General features: G+C 66.3%; 15 protein-coding genes. 13 read left to right on the top strand and 2 right to left on the bottom strand.

All coding sequences use genetic code 11. The features are described from left to right. The first annotated feature begins 229 nt into the window (after positions 1-229). Positions 230-3,904, top strand: a complete 3,675-nt coding sequence (locus HF576_RS05185) for a COG1470 family protein (protein WP_168911664.1) — start codon at positions 230-232, stop codon at positions 3,902-3,904. Positions 3,905-3,959: 55 nt separating this feature from the next. Here the strand turns inward: HF576_RS05185 and HF576_RS05180 are convergent, their stop codons facing one another. Next, positions 3,960-5,192, bottom strand: coding sequence for a LacI family DNA-binding transcriptional regulator (locus HF576_RS05180; RefSeq protein WP_168911663.1), 1,233 nt, complete (start codon positions 5,190-5,192; stop codon positions 3,960-3,962). Between the two features lie 194 nt (positions 5,193-5,386). Between HF576_RS05180 and HF576_RS05175 the strand changes: the two genes are divergently transcribed. The 5 genes from HF576_RS05175 to HF576_RS05155 are packed head-to-tail and all read left to right on the top strand — an operon-like array spanning position 5,387 to position 10,566. After that, positions 5,387-6,682 carry an ABC transporter substrate-binding protein gene (locus HF576_RS05175; protein ID WP_168911662.1) on the top strand — a complete coding sequence of 432 codons (1,296 nt, stop codon included), beginning with the start codon at positions 5,387-5,389 and terminating at the stop codon, positions 6,680-6,682. A gap of 44 nt (positions 6,683-6,726) precedes the next feature. Next, complete coding sequence (locus HF576_RS05170; protein WP_168911661.1) at positions 6,727-7,707, top strand: carbohydrate ABC transporter permease; 981 nt, start codon at positions 6,727-6,729, stop codon at positions 7,705-7,707. Positions 7,708-7,739: 32 nt separating this feature from the next. After that, entirely contained in the window at positions 7,740-8,480 is a 741-nt protein-coding gene (locus tag HF576_RS05165) for a carbohydrate ABC transporter permease (RefSeq protein WP_168911660.1), read from the top strand. Next, a complete protein-coding gene (locus tag HF576_RS05160; protein ID WP_168911659.1) occupies positions 8,477-8,839 on the top strand; it encodes an L-rhamnose mutarotase in 363 nt (120 codons plus the stop codon). The genes HF576_RS05165 and HF576_RS05160 overlap by 4 nt, the downstream gene beginning before the upstream one ends. Further along, complete coding sequence (locus HF576_RS05155) at positions 8,836-10,566, top strand: hypothetical protein (protein WP_168911658.1); 1,731 nt, start codon at positions 8,836-8,838, stop codon at positions 10,564-10,566. Before HF576_RS05160 ends, HF576_RS05155 begins: the two co-directional genes overlap by 4 nt. Before the next feature lie 54 nt (positions 10,567-10,620). Here the strand turns inward: HF576_RS05155 and HF576_RS05150 are convergent, their stop codons facing one another. After that, the gene (locus HF576_RS05150; RefSeq protein WP_343234167.1) at positions 10,621-11,634 is read right to left on the bottom strand and encodes a LacI family DNA-binding transcriptional regulator; all 1,014 of its coding nucleotides are present in this window, start codon (positions 11,632-11,634) and stop codon (positions 10,621-10,623) included. Between the two features lie 334 nt (positions 11,635-11,968). Here HF576_RS05150 and HF576_RS05145 point away from each other — a divergent pair, with 334 nt between their 5' ends. Genes HF576_RS05145 through arfA form a run of 7 tightly spaced genes read left to right on the top strand, consistent with a single transcriptional unit; the run spans position 11,969 to position 20,187 of the window. Continuing rightward, the gene (locus tag HF576_RS05145) at positions 11,969-13,252 is read left to right on the top strand and encodes an ABC transporter substrate-binding protein (RefSeq protein WP_168911657.1); all 1,284 of its coding nucleotides are present in this window, start codon (positions 11,969-11,971) and stop codon (positions 13,250-13,252) included. Between the two features lie 58 nt (positions 13,253-13,310). Continuing rightward, complete coding sequence (locus HF576_RS05140) at positions 13,311-14,264, top strand: carbohydrate ABC transporter permease (protein ID WP_168911656.1); 954 nt, start codon at positions 13,311-13,313, stop codon at positions 14,262-14,264. Continuing rightward, the gene (locus tag HF576_RS05135; protein ID WP_168911655.1) at positions 14,261-15,175 is read left to right on the top strand and encodes a carbohydrate ABC transporter permease; all 915 of its coding nucleotides are present in this window, start codon (positions 14,261-14,263) and stop codon (positions 15,173-15,175) included. Before HF576_RS05140 ends, HF576_RS05135 begins: the two co-directional genes overlap by 4 nt. After that, positions 15,172-16,461: a family 1 glycosylhydrolase gene (locus tag HF576_RS05130; protein WP_240948637.1), complete on the top strand. Its 1,290-nt coding sequence runs from the start codon at positions 15,172-15,174 to the stop codon at positions 16,459-16,461. The genes HF576_RS05135 and HF576_RS05130 overlap by 4 nt, the downstream gene beginning before the upstream one ends. Further along, entirely contained in the window at positions 16,458-17,492 is a 1,035-nt protein-coding gene (locus HF576_RS05125; RefSeq protein ID WP_168911653.1) for a glycoside hydrolase family 43 protein, read from the top strand. The genes HF576_RS05130 and HF576_RS05125 overlap by 4 nt, the downstream gene beginning before the upstream one ends. Continuing rightward, positions 17,492-18,679 (top strand): hypothetical protein, encoded by a 1,188-nt coding sequence (locus HF576_RS05120; protein WP_168911652.1) that lies wholly within the window; start codon positions 17,492-17,494, stop codon positions 18,677-18,679. Before HF576_RS05125 ends, HF576_RS05120 begins: the two co-directional genes overlap by 1 nt. Next, positions 18,676-20,187: an arabinosylfuranosidase ArfA gene (arfA, locus tag HF576_RS05115; RefSeq protein ID WP_168911651.1), complete on the top strand. Its 1,512-nt coding sequence runs from the start codon at positions 18,676-18,678 to the stop codon at positions 20,185-20,187. Before HF576_RS05120 ends, arfA begins: the two co-directional genes overlap by 4 nt. The last annotated feature ends 18 nt before the right edge of the window (positions 20,188-20,205 follow it).

Here is a 20,205-nt window from a genome sequence, read left to right as displayed (position 1 = left end):
GCGGGGAGATGAACGCCTCAGGGCACGGACCGCTTCCGACCCATCCGAAGTCCAGCTCTCTCTTGACCTGCATCGCCTGCACCGCTACCGTGTCGTTGAATCCATTCAATTTAACGATTCAGAAGTGCCCTAGCCGACGACGTCAAGGAGCAGAGTGATGACACACGCGGGTTCGAAGGCCCAGACATCGAGAGAATCGGGATCCTCATCGCGGAGGCGCCTACAACGGGTGCTCGCAGTTGCGGCCTCGGTCGCAATGCTGGCGACTGCGGTTCCCGCGGTCGCGCAGGCCGCACAGAACGCGTCGATCACGCGGGACGGTGCCAGGGTGACGATGTGTGGTGACGAGTACTGCGCGACGCTCGAGACCGGTGACGGCGTCTTCGTCAGCAGCCTCGTCGTCGGGGGTGCCGAGATGCTCGAGGGCTCGAAGGGGCTCCGTACATCTGTCACGACTGCCGCCGGGGCGGTGACCTCGCGCGAGACGACTGGTGAGATCACCATCGAGGAGCAGCCCACATCGATCTCCGTCAGCTTCGGCACGTCGCTCGTCGACGAGACCTGGACGTTCGGCGTCGAGGATGCCGCTCTCACGCTCGACATCGAGCGGACCTTCAAGGCATGGACCGCCCTGACCGATCAGGGGACGCCGACGATCTCACTGGCATCGGATGCTGTCGACAACATCCGCTGGCCAGGTGACGGCGGCAACTTGCCGGTGGGCGGCGACCGGCTCGAGTCGTTCCAGACCGGATGGCTGGCGGCGGGTCAGCTCGCTGCTCCGAACATCCGGACGGCGAAGCGGCAGATGGACTACACGCTGCTGAGCGAATCCTCGAACACCGCGCTCTCGATCACCGGGACGACGAGCTACGACGATGTGCGAAACGGAAGGGCGACCGAAGTTCGTCGCTCCGGAGATGAGACGGAGTCGCTCGACGTGTCGGTCATCATGTCGTCTGGGGGACTCGGCTTCGCGGGCGGCAATCCCCTCGGCTACGCCGTGTCCACGACGAAGGACGGCTCGCCGATCTTCCTCCCCGTCGGCGCGAACGCCGGTCAGACCGACACGGTGAGCCTCACCTTCGCGCCGGCGAGTTTCGAGGACCACTACGACCTCGGTCAGCTTGCCGGCGTCAATGAGCGCGAGCTCAGCAGGGTCATCAATGACTACGCCCGGTGGATGATGCAGGACTACGACATGGGGGCGTCGACGGAACAGCCGCAGCTCCAGTCGGAGGTCCCGCCGCTGGAGATGCACTGGATCGGCGAAATGATCGAGGTCTTCGGTTCCGACGCGGCCATCGAGTCGTATAAGGAGGGGCTCCAGGACATCCACGATCACATGACCGAGGCATCCGGGCGCGTCTTCTGCTGCCACCCGGGGTGGGGACCTACCTGGGGGCACGATTATGGTGACCACATCCCTTCCTACGTTCTCGGGCTAGTCCAGGCTTATCGCCTGAGCGGCGACGCCGAATGGCTGGAGCCGCTCCGCGCCCGGGCGAACCTGAGCATCGACTACCTGCTCGCCAATTGGACGGATCCGCAGACGCATTTCGTGCGCAACGTGAATCCGAATGTGGGGGAGCCGGACTACGACAACGACTATTGGGAGTCGTCGACCGGCACGTTCAACGGCTACACGACCGCGCTGCTCTATGACGCACTGACCTCCTGGGCGCAGCTCGAAAGCGATGTCTTCGCCAGCGATGCTCGCGCGGCATCCCTGAGGGAGGTCGCCGGAACGATCAAGACGAACTACAACCGCGCAGCCGCGGACGGCGGGTTCTGGTCGGAGGCCAGCCACACGTTCCTCTATGGAACCGGGAATCAGGATGCGCTGTACCTGCCGGTGAACGCTGCGGTCCTGAAGACCGATATTGCGGATGCCGCACGAGAGCAGGCGATCGTCACAGCCATCCGCCAGCAGAACGAGGCCGGCAACTACGACCTCAATCCGATGAACGTCCAGGATCTGTACCTCGCCGACACCGTGTCGCGGACGGCAGGCAAGGGAGGTGAGAACGGGGGCTGGTACGGGATCCCGGAGGGCGACTTCTATGCCGGCCTTGCTCTCATCGATGACCCCAGCGTGCTGCAGACCGCGATCACGAGTTTCCTGACCCGCTATCAAGTCGATGGCTTCTACGGCTCGAGCACGTACGACAGGGCCGACCCGACTCTCAGAACGGGTGCCGCTCAGTTCTTCCCGCTCACGGCGCTGCCCGCGCGCGGCCTCTACCGCTACGGCTACGGCTTCCAACCGGGGCTTGACCGGCTCGTGCTCGCGCCTCACATCTCGGCGGCGATGCAAGGTAGTCGCGTCGACTACCGGTGGCGCGGGGTGGACATGTCCGTCGCCTACGATTCGATCCACGACTTCGGTCTGACGTTCGAGGAGCCCAGTCCCACGCCCGTCACCGTCGAGTGGGGGCATCAGGCTCCGGGCAGCACCGTGCAGGTGTCGGTCACCGGCCAGGGCTCGCTCGATCTGACGGTAGACGAGAACGGCACCGCCGCTGTCGAGCTGCCGGCCGGCATCGAGGGCAGCGTGGCTGCATCCTGTTCGACCTGTGTGGCCCCACCGCTGGCCGAGGCTCCGAGCGAGCGAGCGATCTCTCAGGTGGATGCGGCATCCGGAACAATGCGGGACGACCTCTACGGGCAGGTGGGAGTGCAGATCGCTGTCGGTCCCGCGCCGGTGGAAGTCTCGAGCCTCGGACGCTTCAAGGTGAGCGGGAATGCGGACATCCACCGTGTGAAACTGCTCGACGTCGATGGGGCGATCGTCGCCTCGGGCGTCGTCGACATGTCGCACGACGCGGACGCAGACGGATTCGTGACTGCGCGGCTCAGTGAGTCGGTGCTGCTCGAGCCCGGCATCTACTACGCCGTGAGCGTGGAGACCGTCGGGGGCGACTCATGGATGCAGGAGGCGACGGTCGGCGTGAGCGGTGAGGGGATCACGGTGCTCGGCGCTGTGACCGGCCGAAACCTCGACGTCGTACCGGGCGCACTCGGCAACGGCGCGACCATCGGGTACACCGTCGCCGGAGAGCCGCGGGCCTGGATCCAGGAGCTCGTCTCGCCTGAGAGTATGCGAGCCGCCTCCGGTGAGGAGATCGTGATCGACGCAACCGTGTTCGGGCAGGCGGAGAAACATATTCGAGGCACGGTGACCGTGTCGGGGCCCGAAGGGTGGGAGGCGGAAACGAAGCCGTTCAAGCTGAAGCCGAAGGGCGACGTCGTCTCCGAGACGGTCTCGACGACGGTCAAGGTCCCCGATGCCGCCAGCACAGGGGTCTACTCGCTCACGGTCACCGCGACCACGGACGACGGACTGGTATCGGAGCGGGAGGTCGTCGTCTCGGTATCGAACATCCTGTTCGACTTCGACGACGGGACCACTCAGGGATGGCAAGCCGGTGACGGAGTGACCGAGATGCGGGCGGTCACGACGACGGCGAACGGTCCGGGATCTCCATATGCGGGTTCACACGCGCTCGAGTTCTTCGGGCGTGGGATGACGGGGCCCGACCCGAGGACCATCTCGGTCGTCCTCGACGAACCCATCGACCTCACGAATGCGACAGAGCTCTATGCGTTCGTCAACAGCTACGGTGCGTGGCCGCACACGCCGGACAGTTACCAGGCCACGATCACGTTGCACAGCGGCTCCGAGAGCATCTCGCAGACGACCGACTACGACGCGAATACGTGGAATCGAGCGGCGGTGGACGTATCGGGCTGGGAGTACAGGAACGCGATCACAGCCATCGACGTGACGTATGTGGTCAATGTGGACGCCCAGGGGTACAGTCTCGGCTTCGATCTCGACTCGGTCGGATTCGACCTCTCGGGAGCGCCAGCGAGTCCCGCCCGCACGGAGTCAGCGGGCTGATCCCGCCGGCGGACAGGGTGGAGGCGGCCGAACGCCGTCTCCACCCTTCCTTGCTTCACCCGGAGCTTGACGTGGACGCTCTCGTGACGATCTCGGGTTCGAACAGCACATGCTGGTGCTCATGCTCGTCGCCCGAGGCGAGTTCAGCGAGCAGCATCGCTGCCGCCTGGGCGCCCATCTCGCGGCTCGGCTGCCGGATGGAGGTCAGCGGGACCGCTGCACTCGCCGCGTACTGGATGTCGTCGTAGCCCATCAGGGCGAGATCATCCGGTACGCGCACACCTGCGGCGAACATCGCCTGCAGCACGCCGAGCGCGAGAAGATCATTCGCTGCGAACACGCCGGTCGGCCGCTCGTCGGGTGGGAGGGCCAGGATCTGTTCACCGACGTGGCGCCCGGCCTCGACGCTGAACGAGTCGGCATCGAACACCGCGAGCTGGGCATCCGCCACGCCCGCAATGGCCGCCCGTACGCCATCGTGTCGCGCTTGCACTTGACGGATCCTGGCCGGCCCACGGACGAACGCCACCCGCCGGCGTCCGGTGTCCAGCAGATGTGCCATGCCCATCCGGCCGCCGGCGAAGTCGTTCACCGCAAGCGAGCAGAACTCCGGGGCCGCGGTCGCTTCATCGAGCAGAACGGCACGGGCGCCCCTGGCGCGCAACTCACGCATCTGCCTCTGCACATCGCCCGTGGGGGCGACGATGACACCGGCGACCCGCTGCTCCACGAAGAGGTCAAGGTAGTCCGACTCTCTGCCGGCATCCTCCTCCGTGTTGCCGAGGAGCACCGCATAGCCGGCTGTCGTCGCGACGTTCTCCGCGCCCTTGATGAAATCCGTGAAGAACGGATTCCCGATGTCCAGGACCAGGAGGCCGATCGAGCGGCTCCGACCGACTCGAAGGTTCCTTGCAGCGATATTGGGTACGTATCCGAGCGCGTCGATGGCTTGCTGGACCCGCGCCGACGTCGCAGGGGCGAGGACGTCAGGCCGGTTGAGGTAGTTCGAAACGGTCCCGACCGAGACCCCAGCCGCGGCAGCGACTTCGGAGATCCCGACCTCTGCCGGCGGCCGGCGCGACGGGCGCGGCCTTTCGCTGCGCCTCACGTAATTCAGGGCGTCGACGGCCTCCTGAATTCGCAGCGCCGTGGGCGGTGCCACCCGATCGGGGCGGTTGTAGAAGTTCGATACCGTTGCCACGGACACACCCGCCGCAGCCGCGACGTCGACCAGTCGCGGGATGTCGTCCGATGCGGAAGCGGTGTCGAGCCCATCGCCGGCGGTCATGTCGCCGCTGCCCATGGGTGCGGTACCGCCGTCCTGCTCACGTCCATATCGTGCCACACCGTTCACGCGGCGTCGGCGGTCGGACTTGACGGGGGCGGTATCGCTCCATACGATTCTGGTGTTGAATTGAATGCATTCAATCGCACCGACGGCAACATGGTCGAGCGGACTCTCACCGACGAAGATGAGGAACCATGAAGAAGACAACGATCGGCGGGCTCGGCCTTGGGCTCGCCCTGTCGCTTTCGCTGGCCGGATGCGCCGGACAGACGGCGCCCACGGCCGACTCCATCGAGGTCGGCCCGGCCACGGGGACCCTGTCCTACGAATCCTGGACGCCGACAGAAGCGACGTTCGACACCATCATCGAGGGCTTCACCGCCGAGAACCCTGATGTCGAGCTGACGGGCACGCTCGCGCCGCTCGAGGATTATCAGACCTCGCTGCAGACACAGCTGCGCAGCGGGTCCGGGCCCGACGTCTTCGTCGTGAGCCCGGGTGCCATGTACAACCAGTACCGCGAGTACTTCGAGCCGCTGGACGCCTATGCGGAGGCATTCGACGGCGAAGACTGGGCAGACATCTTCAATCAGGACGCACTCGATCGTGCGCAGACGGATGGAGCGACCTTCGGACTCCCCGTCGGTTACGGGGTTGCGGGATTCCTTTGGGTGAACAAGACGCTTCTCGCTGAAGCGGGTGTCGAGGTTCCGACAACCTACGACGAACTCGTTGCCGCGTCTGAGGAGCTCAAGGCGGCCGGGATCCAGCCGATCGCGCTGGGAGGCAAGGATGCGTGGATGAACATCGACTACTTCCTCGCCATCGCAGCCTCGATCGACAAGGACGCCCTGTACGCGGCACTCGAGGGGGAGGGTGAATGGACGGACCCGGCTCTCGTCGAGGCGTTCGAGATCTGGTCGGGACTGTTCACCGACGGCGTCGTGCAGGACGGCGCGATCGGTGCAGCGACTTACTCTGACACGTACGACCTGTTCACAGAGGGCAAGGCGGCGTTCTTCGCCAACGGCAGCTGGAATCTGGACATGTACGTGAACTCGCTCGATCGGATCGCCGCCTACGACATCGACGCCATCGCGATGCCCCTTCCTGGTGTGGATGGCGGCGCGCCCATCACGGGCGATGTCAGCGGGATCGTCGTGGTCAACAAAGCCAGCAAGAACAAGGGCGCTGCTTATCAGCTCGCGTCCTACATGAGCCGCGGTGAGGGCGCGCAGGTGCTGCTCGACGCCTTCCTCGACTTCCCTGTCACGAACGACGGCAAGACACCGACGACAGCGCCGGAGGAATCGCAGACGGCGCGCGCATCCATCGAGACGCTCATTGAGACGAAGCTCGCCGGCTACCGTCAGGTGCCGCTCGCCTCCGTCTCCGAAGCGCTCAGCGCCGCGCTCGCGGGCGTGGCCACCGGTGATGTCACAGGCGAGGAGGCAGCCCAGCGGGTCCAGGACGCGGCCGACAACGGGTGATGAAACCCCGTCGTCCTCCGAACGCTCCTACCTAGGGTCTCCAAATGACTGCAGCGACACAGGCGCGGCGGCGCAACACGCCGCCGGCATCGACGCCTCCGGCCGCACCCCGTACCCGGTCGTCGGGACGCACGCGCGGACGCGGGAGTGATGAGGCGGGCTGGCGCCGTGGCTGGCTGGGGCCGGTCATGGTGCTCCCCGCGCTCTTGATCTTCGGGATCTACATCGCATGGCCGGTCATCAGCAACGTCTACACGAGCTTTCTCGGCAACTCGGAGCTCGACTCGACGCTGCGCTTCGTGGGTCTGGAGAATTACGAGTGGATGGCGAGCACCCGCTCAAGCCAACTGGCATTCCGGAACGTTGCGCTCTTCGCTGCGCTCACGATCCCCGTCCAGATGCTGCTGGGTCTCGTCTTCGCCGTAGCGCTCGAGGGTCGAGGGCCGCTGAGAGCGCTCATGCGCACGCTGCTGTTCCTGCCAGTGGTGCTGACGCCCGTCGTCGTCGGGTACCTCTATGCCGACCTGCTCGAGACTTCGAGCGGCCCGGTGAACACCGCACTACGCCAAGCCGGACTCGGAGGGCTCACACAGGCATGGCTTGGAGATCCAGCCTTGGTACTCGCCGTCATCGCTTGCGTGAACGTGTGGATGTGGACCGGATTTAGCATGGCCATATATCAGGCGGCGCTGACGTCCCTCGATGAGGAGGTCCTGGAGGCCGCAGCGCTCGACGGTGCGTCCCGCGCCCAGACGTTCTGGCGGATCATCGTGCCGCTGCTTCGCCCGGCGCACTACTCGTTGCTCATCCTGGGGGTCATCGGAACGTTGAAGATGTTCGATCTCGTGTACGTCTTGAGCGGCGGCGGGCCGGACTATGCGAGCGAGATGCCGACCACGCTGCTCTTCAGCACGCTCCTTGACGGACGCGACGGACGCGCCGCCGCAATAGGCACGGTCGTCTTCCTCCTCGCGATGATCATCACCGCCATCCAACTGCGCCAGTACGCGAAGGGCAGCAAGTGATCCGGTCAGGCGGGCGTAGCGCCCTTGTCATCATGCTCGCGGTCACGATCCTCTGGATGCTGCCGCTCTACCGCCTGGCGACGGTCTCACTCGAGGGGGAGGGCCTCGGCAACTACGCCGATGTGCTCGCACAGGAGGGACTCGGCCGCTACCTGCTGAACAGCGCGATCGTCACTTCCTGCACCGTCGCGGCCGTGCTCGCGCTCGCCTCCATCGCGGCTTTCGCTTTCAGCAAGCTTCGATTCCGGGGGCGCGGACTTCTGTACGCGTTGTTGCTGAGTGCGATGATGATGCCGGTTGCGGCGATCCTGGTTCCGTTGAGCGACATCCAGCGCGTATTCGGACTGACCAACACGTATCCAGGCTTGATCCTTCCCTACACCGCTCTGGCACTGCCGTTCGCGCTCGTGTTGCTGAAGAACGCCTACGACGCGCTCCCCGACCAACTGCTGGAAGCCGCCGTCGTCGACGGTGCGGGTGCCTGGCGCGCTTTCACGCGCGTGCTGCTGCCGTTGACCGCGCCGACCCTGGCGATGGTCGGAATCTGGACGTTCCTCAGCTCGTGGAACGAGTTCCTGCTTGCGCTGCTGTTCATGTCGGCGCCCGAGATGCGGACGATCACTGTGGTGCCGGCGAGCTTCCAGCTCTCGTTCTTCGTGGACGTGCCGAAGATCTTCGCCGCTCTGGTGCTGATCCAATTGCCTGTGGTGCTGCTCTATGCGGCGTTCCAGCGCAACTTCCAGCGGGGCCTTACGGCTGGAGCAGTGAAGTGACGCGTGATGCGCCGCGCCAGAAGATCTGCTTCCTGTTGCGCGTGGATCCGGACCGGATAGGCGACTACTTGGAAGGACACGAGACCGTGTGGCCGGCGATGCTCGAGGCCCTCCGCGACAGCGGCTATCGCAACTATTCGATCTTCGTAGACGAATCCGGACTCATCGTCGGATACCTCGAGACGGACGACTTCGAGGCGACCCTGGCGGCGATGTCGGCGACAGAGGTCAATGCAGCGTGGGGACGGCATATCGGGGACATGTTCCTCCCGGTCGATGACGCACGACCCGTGGGGCGGGTCGTGCCGCTTCGCCAGGCGTTCGACCTCGACTCCGCCCTCGATTCGGTGACGACGTGAGCGCCGTGCGCATCGCGATCCTCGGCAATCCGTCGCAGCCGGATGTCGAGTGGTCCTCTGAGAACCTCCGCTGGCTGGCCGCTGCAGGATTCACGGCGGTCCAGCTCAACATCGCTTGGTCCTATCGCCCCGGCGACGAGGCGCTCAACCTCGAGGACGTCGCTCTCGTGCCCGGCTCACCGGAGCCTCTCTCAGCCTCGGGGCCGGACTCGCTTGCGCGTAGGCGCAGCGAGTTGCGTGCGCGCAGCGCCGCGGCGAAGGCCGCGGGGCTGCGCACCCTGTTCCACTTCGGCGCGCCGTTCCAAGGGCGTGTCGGATTCGAGGGTGGCGTGCTTCCCCAGTGCATCCGAGACCCTGCCACAGGTGAGCGCTACGCCGACGCCATCCGTCGCTTCGGCGCCGACTTCCCCGACGTCGACGATCTCCTCGTCTACACGTACGACCAGGACGCATGGCTGTGCAGCGAATTTGATGGGTGTGAGAGGTGCGCCGGAATACCGCTGCACGACCGCCTGCCTCCCTTCCTCTCCGCCCTGGCGCGAGCGTGGGGCGCGGTACGCCCATCCGGGCGTGTCTGGTGGGAGCCGTGGGAACTCTCGGCGGGCCAGACGCTGGCGGTCATCCCGCACCTCGACCCAGCCATGGGCCTCATGCTGCACAGCAGCATCGGGGAGGTCGTCTCGACGATCGCCGGCGATCGGTTCGTTCGGAATGCTGCGGCACTCGCACGTGAACGGTCGATTCCCGTCGTCGCGGAGGTCTTCCTCTCATCGGCCAATGAGGAGGTCGAGCCGTTCCGTCGCCTTCCCGTGCCGCTCGTGACGCTCCGGCAGCTTCGAGACGTCGAGCGGGTCCGGGGCGTCGTCGGCGTCAAAGAGTATTTCGGCGTGGTGCCAACCCGATTCGACGTCAACATGGCCGCTGCCGCAGCGTACTTCGAGGACCCACTGATACCCGAGGCGGCGGCGCTGGAGTCGATCGCAGCCGGGTGGGATGCTCCCTGGCTCGTGGAATTCTGGACGCGCGCGTCGACCGCCTATGAGCTCTATCCGTGGGATTCGTCGTGGTTCGCGCGACAACTCGGACGCAGCCAGCCCAGCCACGAACTCTCCGCAGCGACAGTGCGAGGTGCACAGTCGAAGGCATCGGAGTGGGATACCCCTGCCTGGCGGTCAACCCGCGGGTCGACGTTCATGCGGCTAACGAATGAGGAACCCCATCCCTGGCTGCTCGAGGATGTGGGGTTGCGGTTCGCCACCGCTGCGGCAGAGATGGAGACTGCGCTCGCGGCCTTCGACCGCTGGTTCGTCGACCGAGGCGATGAGGCGTCGGCGGAGCTGCGTACCCAGCGCTCTGAGGCCGAAGCGTTCGTCACGCGCGCGGATGCCTACGCGCACCATGTCCGATCGACGAACCTGGCCGCGCTGATCCGTGCGTCCCCTGAACGGCGGGCGGATCTGGCCGTGGAGCTGCGCGGCGTGATGCAGGCGGACCGGGACAATCAGCTGCGCGAGCTCGCGCGCCGTTCGGCTGCGACGCTCGCGCAGGCGCCTCCCCGTCCACTCCAGGTCGCAGAACGGTGGGTCGTGCCGGACCGGGTCGACACTGCCGACATCGACGCGGCGCTCGCCTTGCTGGAGCAGGATCTCGATGCGTTCCTCGAGCGGTACTTCCTTCCCGGCCCCGACGCGGCGCGGGCGGGCCAGTTCAGTCTCACTTCCCGCTGATACCACGATCTGAACCCCGCGCGACCCAAAGTGCAACCGCCAGGTTGTGCGGAATCAGGACACGGCCGTCGAGACCCGCTCGACGATGCGGAACGGGGCCTTGATGAGTTCGGGAGAACGCTCTTCCGACTGGCGACCGATGCGGTCCAGCAGCAGCCGGACCGCGGTCTGGGCGATGAACTCGCGCCCGGGGTTCACGCTCGTCATGGTGGGCGCGGAATAGCGCGTCTCTTCGACGTCGTCGAATCCGATCACCAGCATGTCGCGGGGGATGTCGAATCCCCGCACCTGAAGCTCGTGCATGGCGCCGAGGCCGAGTGTGTCGTTGAAGGCGAAGATCGCATCGGGTCTGATGCCGCGATCGAGCACCGCGGCCATCGCCTGAGCGCCGGTCGACCGGTGCCACAGCTGTGCCTCGCCGTAGAGGGCAGGATCATCGGGCACGCCCGCGGCGGAGAGCGCCTGACGGTAGCCCTCGAGCCGCAGAGCGGCAGAGCCCACCTTCTCCTCCGGGTGTACGCCGATCGCGGCGATCCGCGTGCGCCCGAGGCTGAGGAGGTATGTCGTGGCAGCGCGTGCGGCCTCGACGTTCTGCATCGTGACGTGGTCGAACCGCGGGCTGAATATCCGCTCGCCCAGCAGAACCAGGGGCGCCTCCCCGGGAAGAAGATGCTCGTCCTCGGGGCCGAGCGCCAGCGGGCTGTAGAGCAGTCCGTCCGTGGTGTGCCGGCGGGGTCCACGCAGTGCATCGAGCTCGCCGTCCCGGTCGCCGCGCGTGCGCTCGATGACGACGGTGAGGCCGGAGGCATGACCGGCGTCCATGATGGCGTCCGCAAGCTCGGCGAAGTAGGGCAGTGACAGTTCGGGGAGGGCGAGGCCGATGACGCCGGTCGCCCCGCGACGCAGGTTCCGCGCCGAGACGTTCATCTTGTAGTTCAGCTCGCGGAGAGCCTCCTCGACGCGCAGCCGCGTCTCTTCGCGGATGAAGGGGTAGCCGTTGATGACGTTCGAGACGGTCTTCGCCGACACGCCGGCTCGCTCCGCGACGTCCTGCATCGTCGGTGTCACCCCTGTGCCCTCCCATCGCGTGTTCTCGGCCAGCACCCTCGCGGCCTCTCACGCATTCTTCATCGATGTAGGAACACTGTCAAGTGACTCTTGACCCGTGTGCAGATGGTGAGATACCGTGCTGCTTGTTCATCGATGAAGAAGATCTACCGGCTCCGCGACAGAGAAGGATCGGAATTTCGCCAATCCACGCCTGCCGCGCCCACGAACCTGACGAAGAATGCCCACCTGCGAGGAACGCCGAAGGACATTCTTCTACATCGATGAAATGAACTGACTTCGCACGCGTCGCCCGGACGCAGACGGAGATGGATCGCTATCAAGGAGGATCAGCATGATCAGCACACACAGCAGGAAGCTGGCGGGCGCCGCGCTCGTCGGCGCTGCCGCGCTCGCAATCACGGCGTGCAGCGCCGGCGGCGGAGACGCCGGGGATGACGGAGACGGTCCGGTCACGGTGAACGTGTGGCACGGCTTCACCGAGGCGGACGGCACCGTCGTCCAGGAGATCGCCGACGAGTTCAACGCTTCGCAGGATGACTACGAGGTCGCCATCGAGGTCAACCCGTGGAACGTCATCACCGACAAGCTCCTTCCCGCGGTCTCGTCGGGGAACGGTCCGGATGTCGTCGTCCAAGGCGTCGACTCCGGTCAGGGTTACGTCGAGCAGGGCGTCTTCCAGTCGATGCAGGGCTTCTACGACGACGCCGAGAACGAGACCGACACGTACTACCAGCACGTCGTCGACTACAGCGTGTACGACGGTGAGGCGTATGCGGTTCCGATGGGTTACGCACCCTTCGCGGTCTGGTACAACACCGCGATGTTCGAGGCGGCGGGCGTCACCGAGATGCCCCAGACCTGGGACGAGTGGATCGATCTGGCGGAGCAGCTCACGGTCGATGAGAACGGCGACGGCACTCCGGAGATCTACGGACTGTCGGTCGCCGACAAGGAGACGACGTTCATTCCCACCTGGCTCGAGGCCGGCGGGGGCGAGGTCTACCAAGACGGGGAGGTCACGCTCGACACGGAGCAGAACGTCGAGACGCTGCAGTGGTGGCGTGATGCCTATACGCGCAACTGGGGTCCGACGAACGTCTCGCTCGCGGAGTCTGTCGACATCTTCAAGGCCGGAAAGGCCGCGATGGTCGTGATCGGCCCCTGGATGATCGGCATCGCCGACAGCGTCGACCTCGAAGTCGGCGTCTTCGAAGTGCCGGCGGGTCCCGAGAAGGTCGCCGCGCAGGCGGCGGCGAACTACTGGTGGCTCACGTCCCAAGCGGACGACGAGGCGACGGCGGGCGCATATGCCTTCCTGCGCTACTTCAACTCGCACGATGCACAGGTGAAGTGGGCGCTCGAGGCGAATTACCCGCCCAACCGCACCGACATCACGTCCGAGGAACTCGCTGAGAACCCTTACGTCGAGACGATGCAGGCGTTCACCGAGAACACTTACGTCCGCCTCGCGGGATTGCCCGGGGGAGTCACGGACGTCAACGCCGAACTGGACACACTCTCCATCCACATCACGCAGGGGACAGGTGGTGAGGTGGCGACGCTCGTCGGCGAGACCGACGCCGCGCTGACCGACATCCTTTCCGAGTTCGAATGAGCTCGCGGCCGGTGGCTGCGCCCGTGGCCACCGGCCCGCATCCTCCCAGGAGCACCCCATGACGACGACATCCGCACCGCGACGGCGCTACCGGCCGCCGCGACAGCTCGTCGGGAACAGCCGGGCGATCCAACGGCGGGAGCTGAGGCTCACCGGCAAGTCGCTTCTCTTCCTCGCGCCCGCGCTGCTGATCATCGCCGCGTTCGTCTTCATCCCGGCCTTCACCGCGCTGTGGACGTCTCTGACCGATGCGAGCGGGTTCGGCGAGGCGAACTGGGTCGGCCTGGACAATTACGTCGAGGCGTTCACCAGCCCGGAAGTGCTGCGAGCCATCCTCAACACCGTTCTCTACGCCGCCATGTACGGGCCGGCAGTGATCGTCGTCGGACTCGCGGCCGCGCTGCTGCTCAATCGCACCGACATCCCGTTCCGCGCCTTCTTCCGGACGGTCATCTTCCTGCCCTTCGTCATCTCGATGGCGGTGGCCTCCCTCGCCTGGAACTTCCTCCTCGATCCCAACCTGGGGCTCATCCCGTACTGGCTCAGCCAGATCGGGATCCAGATGGAGGACGTCTTCGCATCCACCACGTGGGCCCTTCCCGCTGTCACCGCGGTGGCGGTGTGGAAGAACTTCGGCTACTTCATGGTCATCTTCCTCGCCGGCCTGCAGGGCATCTCGGCGCACCTCTACGAGGCGGCGAAGCTCGATGGCGCGGGGCCATGGCGCTCGTTCCGGGCGGTCACTCTGCCAGGCCTGCGCGGCACGATGACGTTCGTCATCATCTTCGCGATCATCGGCGCCTTCCAGGCGTTCGACCAGATCTACATCATGACCCAGGGCGGTCCCGATCACGCGACGGAGACGATCGTCTACCGCATCTACACCGACGGATTCCGCGACTTCAAGCTGGGCTTCGCGTCCGCGCTGTCGTACATCCTCCTGGCCATCACGCTCGTGCTCGGACTCATCCAGCTGAGGATCGGCGCCAAGCAGGAGAAGGAGCTGGAATGACCACGACACTCAGCGACGGCGCTGCACTCACCCTCACCGAGGCCGTCACGACCTCCGGGCGTCACCGGCGACCGAGCGTCGGGCGTGCGTCGATTCTCAGCCGCGGCGGTGCGCTCGTCGGCCTGATCATCCTCACTCTCGTCACTGCATTCCCGGTGGTCGTGGTCACGCTGGCGGCATTCTCGCCCGAAGCGGAGGTGAACTCGTGGCCGCCGACGCTCGTCCCCTCGACGTTCACCCTCGAGAACTTCGCCGATCTCTCGTCGCGCATTCCGGTCCTGCAGCAGTCGTGGAACTCGCTCGTGTTCTCGGGCGCGGTCACGCTCTGCTCGCTCGCGTTCAACGCCCTCGCCGCCTATGCGCTGGCGCGCATGGAGTTCCGCGGGCGCACCGCGCTCTTCACCGTCCTCGTGGCGACGATGATGATCCCGTTCCAGGCGCTGCTCGTACCGATCTACCAGCTCGTGGCCGACCTCGGCTGGGTGAACTCGTTCCTCGGGCTCGTGGTCCCGCGTGCCGCCGACGTCGCCGGCATATTCCTCCTGCGTCAGTTCTTCATCACGCTGCCGCGCGACCTGGACTCGGCGGCACGGCTCGACGGTGCGGGCGAGTTCCGCATCTTCTGGTCCGTCATCCTGCCCAACGCCAAGCCTGCGCTGCTGACGATGGCGCTGTTCCACTTCGTGGGCAACTGGAACGACCTGCTGTGGCCGCTCATCATGACGAGCGACTCGTCAGTCCGTCCGTTGACTGCTGGCCTCGCACTGCTGACGGGGTCGGCGACCGGCGCGGCGCCCTACAGCGTGATGATGGCGGGCGCGCTGGTCGCGATCCTCCCGCTCGTCCTCCTCTACATCGTCATCCAGAAATGGTTCATCGAGGGTGTCGCCCTCACCGGAATGAAGGGTTGACCACGACCGTGAAGTGGTATCAGGACGGAACACTGCACTTCGGTCTCGGGATCGAAGACACCTTCGTTCCTCAGACGCGAGCCGGCGAGCGCGCGCTCGATGAGTACGAGCTGACCGAGCACTACGAGAACTGGCACGGAGATCTGCAGCTCGCCTCCGACGTCGGCGCGCAGTTCATCCGGTGGGGCATCCCGTGGCACCGTGTGAACCCGGCTCCGGGAGAGTGGGACTGGGAATGGGTCGACCGCGTCCTCGGCCGCTTCGATGAGCTCGGCATCCGCCCCATCATCGACCTGCTCCACTACGGCACTCCGCTGTGGATGCAATCCGAGTTCGCGCACCCCGATTTCGCGCGGCACTTCGCCGACTACGCAGTCGCGTGCGCCGAGCGGTACCGCGACCGGGTGACCGATTACACCCCGGTGAACGAGCCGATGATCCATGCGCGTTTCTCCGGTGACGTGGCCTACTGGCCTCCCTACCTGTCAGGCGAGCGGGGCTACAACACGATCGCGCTCGCGCTCGCCGAGGGCTTCGTGCGGGCGCAGCGCGGAATCGCCGAGGTGCTCGGCGAACGCGCGACGTTCGTCCACGTCGATGCGACGGCACGGTTCGCCGGCGACGTGGACGGTCAGCATCGCCCGCTCGTCGCCCTGCAGCGCGCGCAGTCGTTCCTCGTGGAGGATCTGGTGACGGGTGGGGTGGATGAGCGGCACGACATGCTCGGCAGTCTCCGGGCGTCGGGGGTGACCGACGACACCCTCGCCTGGTTCGCCTCGCATGCCGTGAAACCCGACGTCATGGGGGTCAATTACTACCCGCGGCACTCGACGCAGCTCATGGAGGAAGGCATCGTGCACGCCGGCGGGTTCGTCGACCCGTGGCCCACTCAAGACGACGGCGTCGCGGGACTCGAAGAGCTTCTGCGCACGTACGCCCACCGCTACGGCGCGCCGGTCATGCTCACCGAGACATGCGTGACGGCGTCCGTGGAGGAGCGCATCGCGTGGCTCGATGCCTCGGTCGCGAGCGTGCGTGGGCTGCGCGAGGGAGGACTCGATGTCGTGGGCTACACCTGGTGGCCTCTGTTCGACATGTACGAGTGGACATATCGCCACGCCGACACGCCACGCTCGGAGTCTCTGCTGACGATGGGCCTTTTCGACCTCGTCGAGTCCTCGCAGGGACTCCTGCGTCGCAAGAACCCCGTTGCCGATCGCTTCCGGCAAGTGGCGACGGATGCCGCGGCCAACGCTCCGATCTCCAGGACCGGGGCCGCCCGGTGACCGCGTCGGCTGAGGCGGAGCCGTACGCGGCGTACCTCTTCGCCCACTTCGTCGGCGAGGACGGACCCGATGCCGAGCAGGTGCACTTCGCGGTGAGTCGCGGCGAGACGCTCACGGAGTGGGACCTTCTCGCCGGTGGCGCGCCCGTGCTGCGCTCGCAGGTCGGCACTGGCGGGGTCCGCGACCCCTTCCTGCTGCGGCTGCGCGACGGCCGCGGATTCGTGCTCCTCGCGACGGACCTGCAGGTCTACGGCATCGGTCACTTCCGCGATGCGCAGGAGCACGGCAGCAGCTCGCTCCTGATCTGGGAGTCGGAGGATCTCGTGACGTGGGAGGGTCCGCGGCGCATCGAGGCCATCTCACCGGACCGTGCGGGGAACGCGTGGGCGCCTGAGGCCGTGTGGTGCGACGAGGCTCAGACGTACGCGGTCTACTGGGCCTCCAACCTCTACGACGAATCGGTTGCCGAGCGGCGCAGCACCGACAGCTACAACCGCATGATGATCGCCACCACCCACGATTTCGTGACCTTCAGCGAACCCGGCGTCTGGGTCGATGTCCGCCGCGGACCCGGTTACGGGACGATCGACTCGACGGTCGTCCGGCACGGCGGCACGTACTACCGCTTCACCAAGGACGAGCAGCCCGAGATCATGCAGGTCTTCCAGGAGCGAAGTCCCGAGCTGCTCCGCGAGACGACGGATGCGGCGGGGTCGGCGTGGGCACTCGTGGCCGAACGGATCGGGTCGGAGCATGTGAGCCACGGCGAAGGGCCGATCGTGGTGCGGTCCCTCGTCGATGATCGCTGGTTCCTGCTGCTGGACTGGCCGCCGTACGGGGGAGGCGAAGGCTACGTCCTCTTCGAGACCGATGACCTCGACTCCGGGCGCTGGACGCCCGCCGACCGGCTTCCGCCGCGCTTCCGGCATGGCTCGATCATCCCGATCACGGCGGCCGAGCGCGAGCGTCTGCGTGCGGGCTTCCCACCCGGCGTCCCCGCCGAAGCCGCGGCGCGCAGCGGGGCGATGTGATGATGACGCATGCCGGCCATGATGCCTTCACCGTCGTGCTCCACGGCGGACCGGGGGAGACAGGTCCGCTGTACACGCGGCTGCTCGCCACCGACCCGGTCGGCCCGCACGGCGGCGCGCTGCTGCTGACTGCCGAGGTCTACCGGGATGTGGGGGACGCCGGACCGGTCTTCCCGATCTATCGGAGTGCCGACGGCCGCCAGTGGGAGCTCGTCGCCGAGGTCGCCGACACCGCGTACGGTGTCGGCAACCGGTATCAGCCCGTGCTCTACGAGCTGCCCGCGCCGTTCGCGGGGCTGCCGGCGGGGACGATCCTGCTCGCGGGGAGTTCGATCCCCTCCGACATGTCGTCGACCACGCTCGTGGTCTACTCCAGCGGTGACGGCGGACGCTCCTGGGAGTACCGAAGCACGGTCGACTCCGGTGGGCCCGCGGAGTACGACCCGTCGCCGTCCGCGACCACGACCGCCGTGTGGGAGCCGTGCCTCGAGCTGATCGGGGATCACCTGGTCTGCTTCTACGCGGATGAGCGGCGCAAGTCGGACGGGATGCTGCAGGTCATTGTGCATCGCACGACGAACGATCTCGTCAGCTGGTCGGAGCCGCACCTCGATTTCGGCGTCGCAGACCGATTCACACGCCCCGGTATGTTCGTGACCACGGGGCTGATGCCGGATGGCATGCATCGCGGTGTGCTCGAGATCGTCGGGCCCCGCGAGGTGCCGATCCGAATGGTCGGGTCGACAGACGGGCTCGACTGGGGCGCGCCCGACGACATCGGCGAGCTACTCGTCGCGTCGGACGGGACGATGCTCTCAGGGACGCCGAACATCCATTGGCGCAAGGAACCCAGCGGCACCGTCACTGTTCTCGCGACGGGGCGCCACAGCCTCGACGCCGACGGACGTGAGACCAATCGCGCACTCGTCAACCTGTCCGGCGGGTCCGGGACCTGGCACTCGTTCGAGCTCCCTGTCGCGGCCGAGCGCCGGCTCGATGCGGATTCATCCGGGTACAGCCAGTCGCTGCTGTGGAACGCCGCGGGTGAGCTGGTGCAGGCCACGACCGTCCGCAACGACTTCGACAGCCACGACATCGTCGTCGCCGTGTGCGCCGAACCGCTGTGGCGACATCGCGCCCCCGCATCCGTGTCGATGGATACCGAAACCCCGAGAGAGATCGCATGACCACCGCACATCTGACCGTAGACACCCACTTCGCGATCGGAACGGTCCGTCGCACATTGTTCGGCGGCTTCGTCGAGCATCTGGGCCGGCACGTCTATGACGGAATCTACGAGCCCGGGCATCCGTCCTCCGACGAGGAGGGTTTCCGCGCCGACGTCGTGGACCTGGTCCGAGAGCTGGGAGTGTCGACGATTCGCTACCCCGGCGGCAACTTCGTGTCGGGATTCCGGTGGGAGGACAGTGTCGGCCCGCGTGAGGAGCGCCCGCGCCGACTGGACCTCGCATGGCACTCGACCGAGACCAACGAGGTCGGACTCCACGAGTTCTCGTCGTGGCTCGACAAGGTGGGCAGCGATCTCATGCTCGCCGTCAACCTGGGCACGCGCGGTACGCAGGAGGCGCTCGACCTGCTCGAGTACACGAACATCGCGGGCGGCACCGCCCTCTCGGAGCGGCGAATCGCGAACGGGCGTACGCAGCCTTTCGGAGTCAGAACCTGGTGCCTGGGCAACGAGATGGATGGGCCGTGGCAGCTCGGTCACCGGTCGGCAGACGACTACGGCAAGCTGGCTTCGCAGACCGCGAGGGCGATGCGGCAGCTGGATCCGGATGTCGCGCTCGTGGTCTGCGGTTCCTCCAGCGCACACATGCCGACCTTCGGCGAGTGGGAACGCGTCGTCCTCGGCCACGCCTACGACGATGTCGACTACATCTCGTGCCACGCGTACTACGAAGAGAAGAATGGCGACCTCGGCAGCTTCCTCGCCTCGGCGGTCGACATGGACCGGTTCATCGAGACGGTCGTCGCGACCGCCGACCACGTCAAAGCCGTCCGCGGCAGCGACAAGACCATCGACATCTCGTTCGATGAGTGGAACGTCTGGTACATCTCCCGCTTCGAGAACGTCGACCGCATCGGCGGCATCGACAACTGGCCCGTCGCCCCGCGGTTGCTCGAAGACGTGTACTCGGTGGCGGATGCCGTCGTGTTCGGCAACCTGCTCATCTCGCTGATCCGCCACGCCGACCGGGTGACGAGCGCGTCGCTCGCGCAACTGGTGAATGTCATCGCCCCGATCATGACCGAGCCCGGCGGACCGGCATGGCGCCAGACGACGTTCTTCCCCTTCGCGATCACGTCGCGCCTCGCTCAGGGTGAGGCGCTGGAGCTCAAGCTCGACGCGCCGACCTACGTGACTACCGAATACGGCGAGGTGTCGCTCGTCGACGCCATCGCCACGCACGATTCCGAAGCCGGCCGCGCGGCGGTGTTCCTGGTCAACCGCAGTCAGGACGAAGCAGTGACGGTGACCGTCGATGTCGCATCGCTCGGTGACGTCCGCGTCCTCGAGGCGCACACTCTCAGCGACGACGACGTGTACGCCAAGAACACCCTCGCCGAACCCGAGCGTGTCGCGCCCCGCGCGAACGAGACTGTCGTGCTCGAGGGCGGTGTTCTCACGCTCGAGCTGCCGCCGGTGTCGTGGACGGCCCTTTCTCTCGGCTGAGCGTCGGGGGCTTCGCCC

Origin of the sequence: Microbacterium salsuginis (assembly GCF_012524205.1) — a bacterium.
Classification (GTDB): Bacteria; Actinomycetota; Actinomycetes; order Actinomycetales; family Microbacteriaceae; genus Microbacterium; species Microbacterium salsuginis.
The sequence above is the reverse complement of the archived record's forward strand: the minus strand, read 5'-3'. Positions and strand labels throughout refer to the sequence as shown.

What these genes read in the sequence shown, in the direction of transcription:
- HF576_RS05180 (WP_168911663.1), bottom strand. Translation starts at nt 5,192, where the DNA reads ATGACCGCCGGCGATGGGCTCGACACCGCTTCCGCATCGGACGACATC.
- HF576_RS05175 (WP_168911662.1), top strand. Translation starts at nt 5,387, where the DNA reads ATGAAGAAGACAACGATCGGCGGGCTCGGCCTTGGGCTCGCCCTGTCG.
- HF576_RS05170 (WP_168911661.1), top strand. Translation starts at nt 6,727, where the DNA reads ATGACTGCAGCGACACAGGCGCGGCGGCGCAACACGCCGCCGGCATCG.
- HF576_RS05165 (WP_168911660.1), top strand. Translation starts at nt 7,740, where the DNA reads ATGCTCGCGGTCACGATCCTCTGGATGCTGCCGCTCTACCGCCTGGCG.
- HF576_RS05145 (WP_168911657.1), top strand. Translation starts at nt 11,969, where the DNA reads ATGATCAGCACACACAGCAGGAAGCTGGCGGGCGCCGCGCTCGTCGGC.
- HF576_RS05140 (WP_168911656.1), top strand. Translation starts at nt 13,311, where the DNA reads ATGACGACGACATCCGCACCGCGACGGCGCTACCGGCCGCCGCGACAG.
- HF576_RS05135 (WP_168911655.1), top strand. Translation starts at nt 14,261, where the DNA reads ATGACCACGACACTCAGCGACGGCGCTGCACTCACCCTCACCGAGGCC.
- HF576_RS05120 (WP_168911652.1), top strand. Translation starts at nt 17,492, where the DNA reads ATGATGACGCATGCCGGCCATGATGCCTTCACCGTCGTGCTCCACGGC.
- arfA (WP_168911651.1), top strand. Translation starts at nt 18,676, where the DNA reads ATGACCACCGCACATCTGACCGTAGACACCCACTTCGCGATCGGAACG.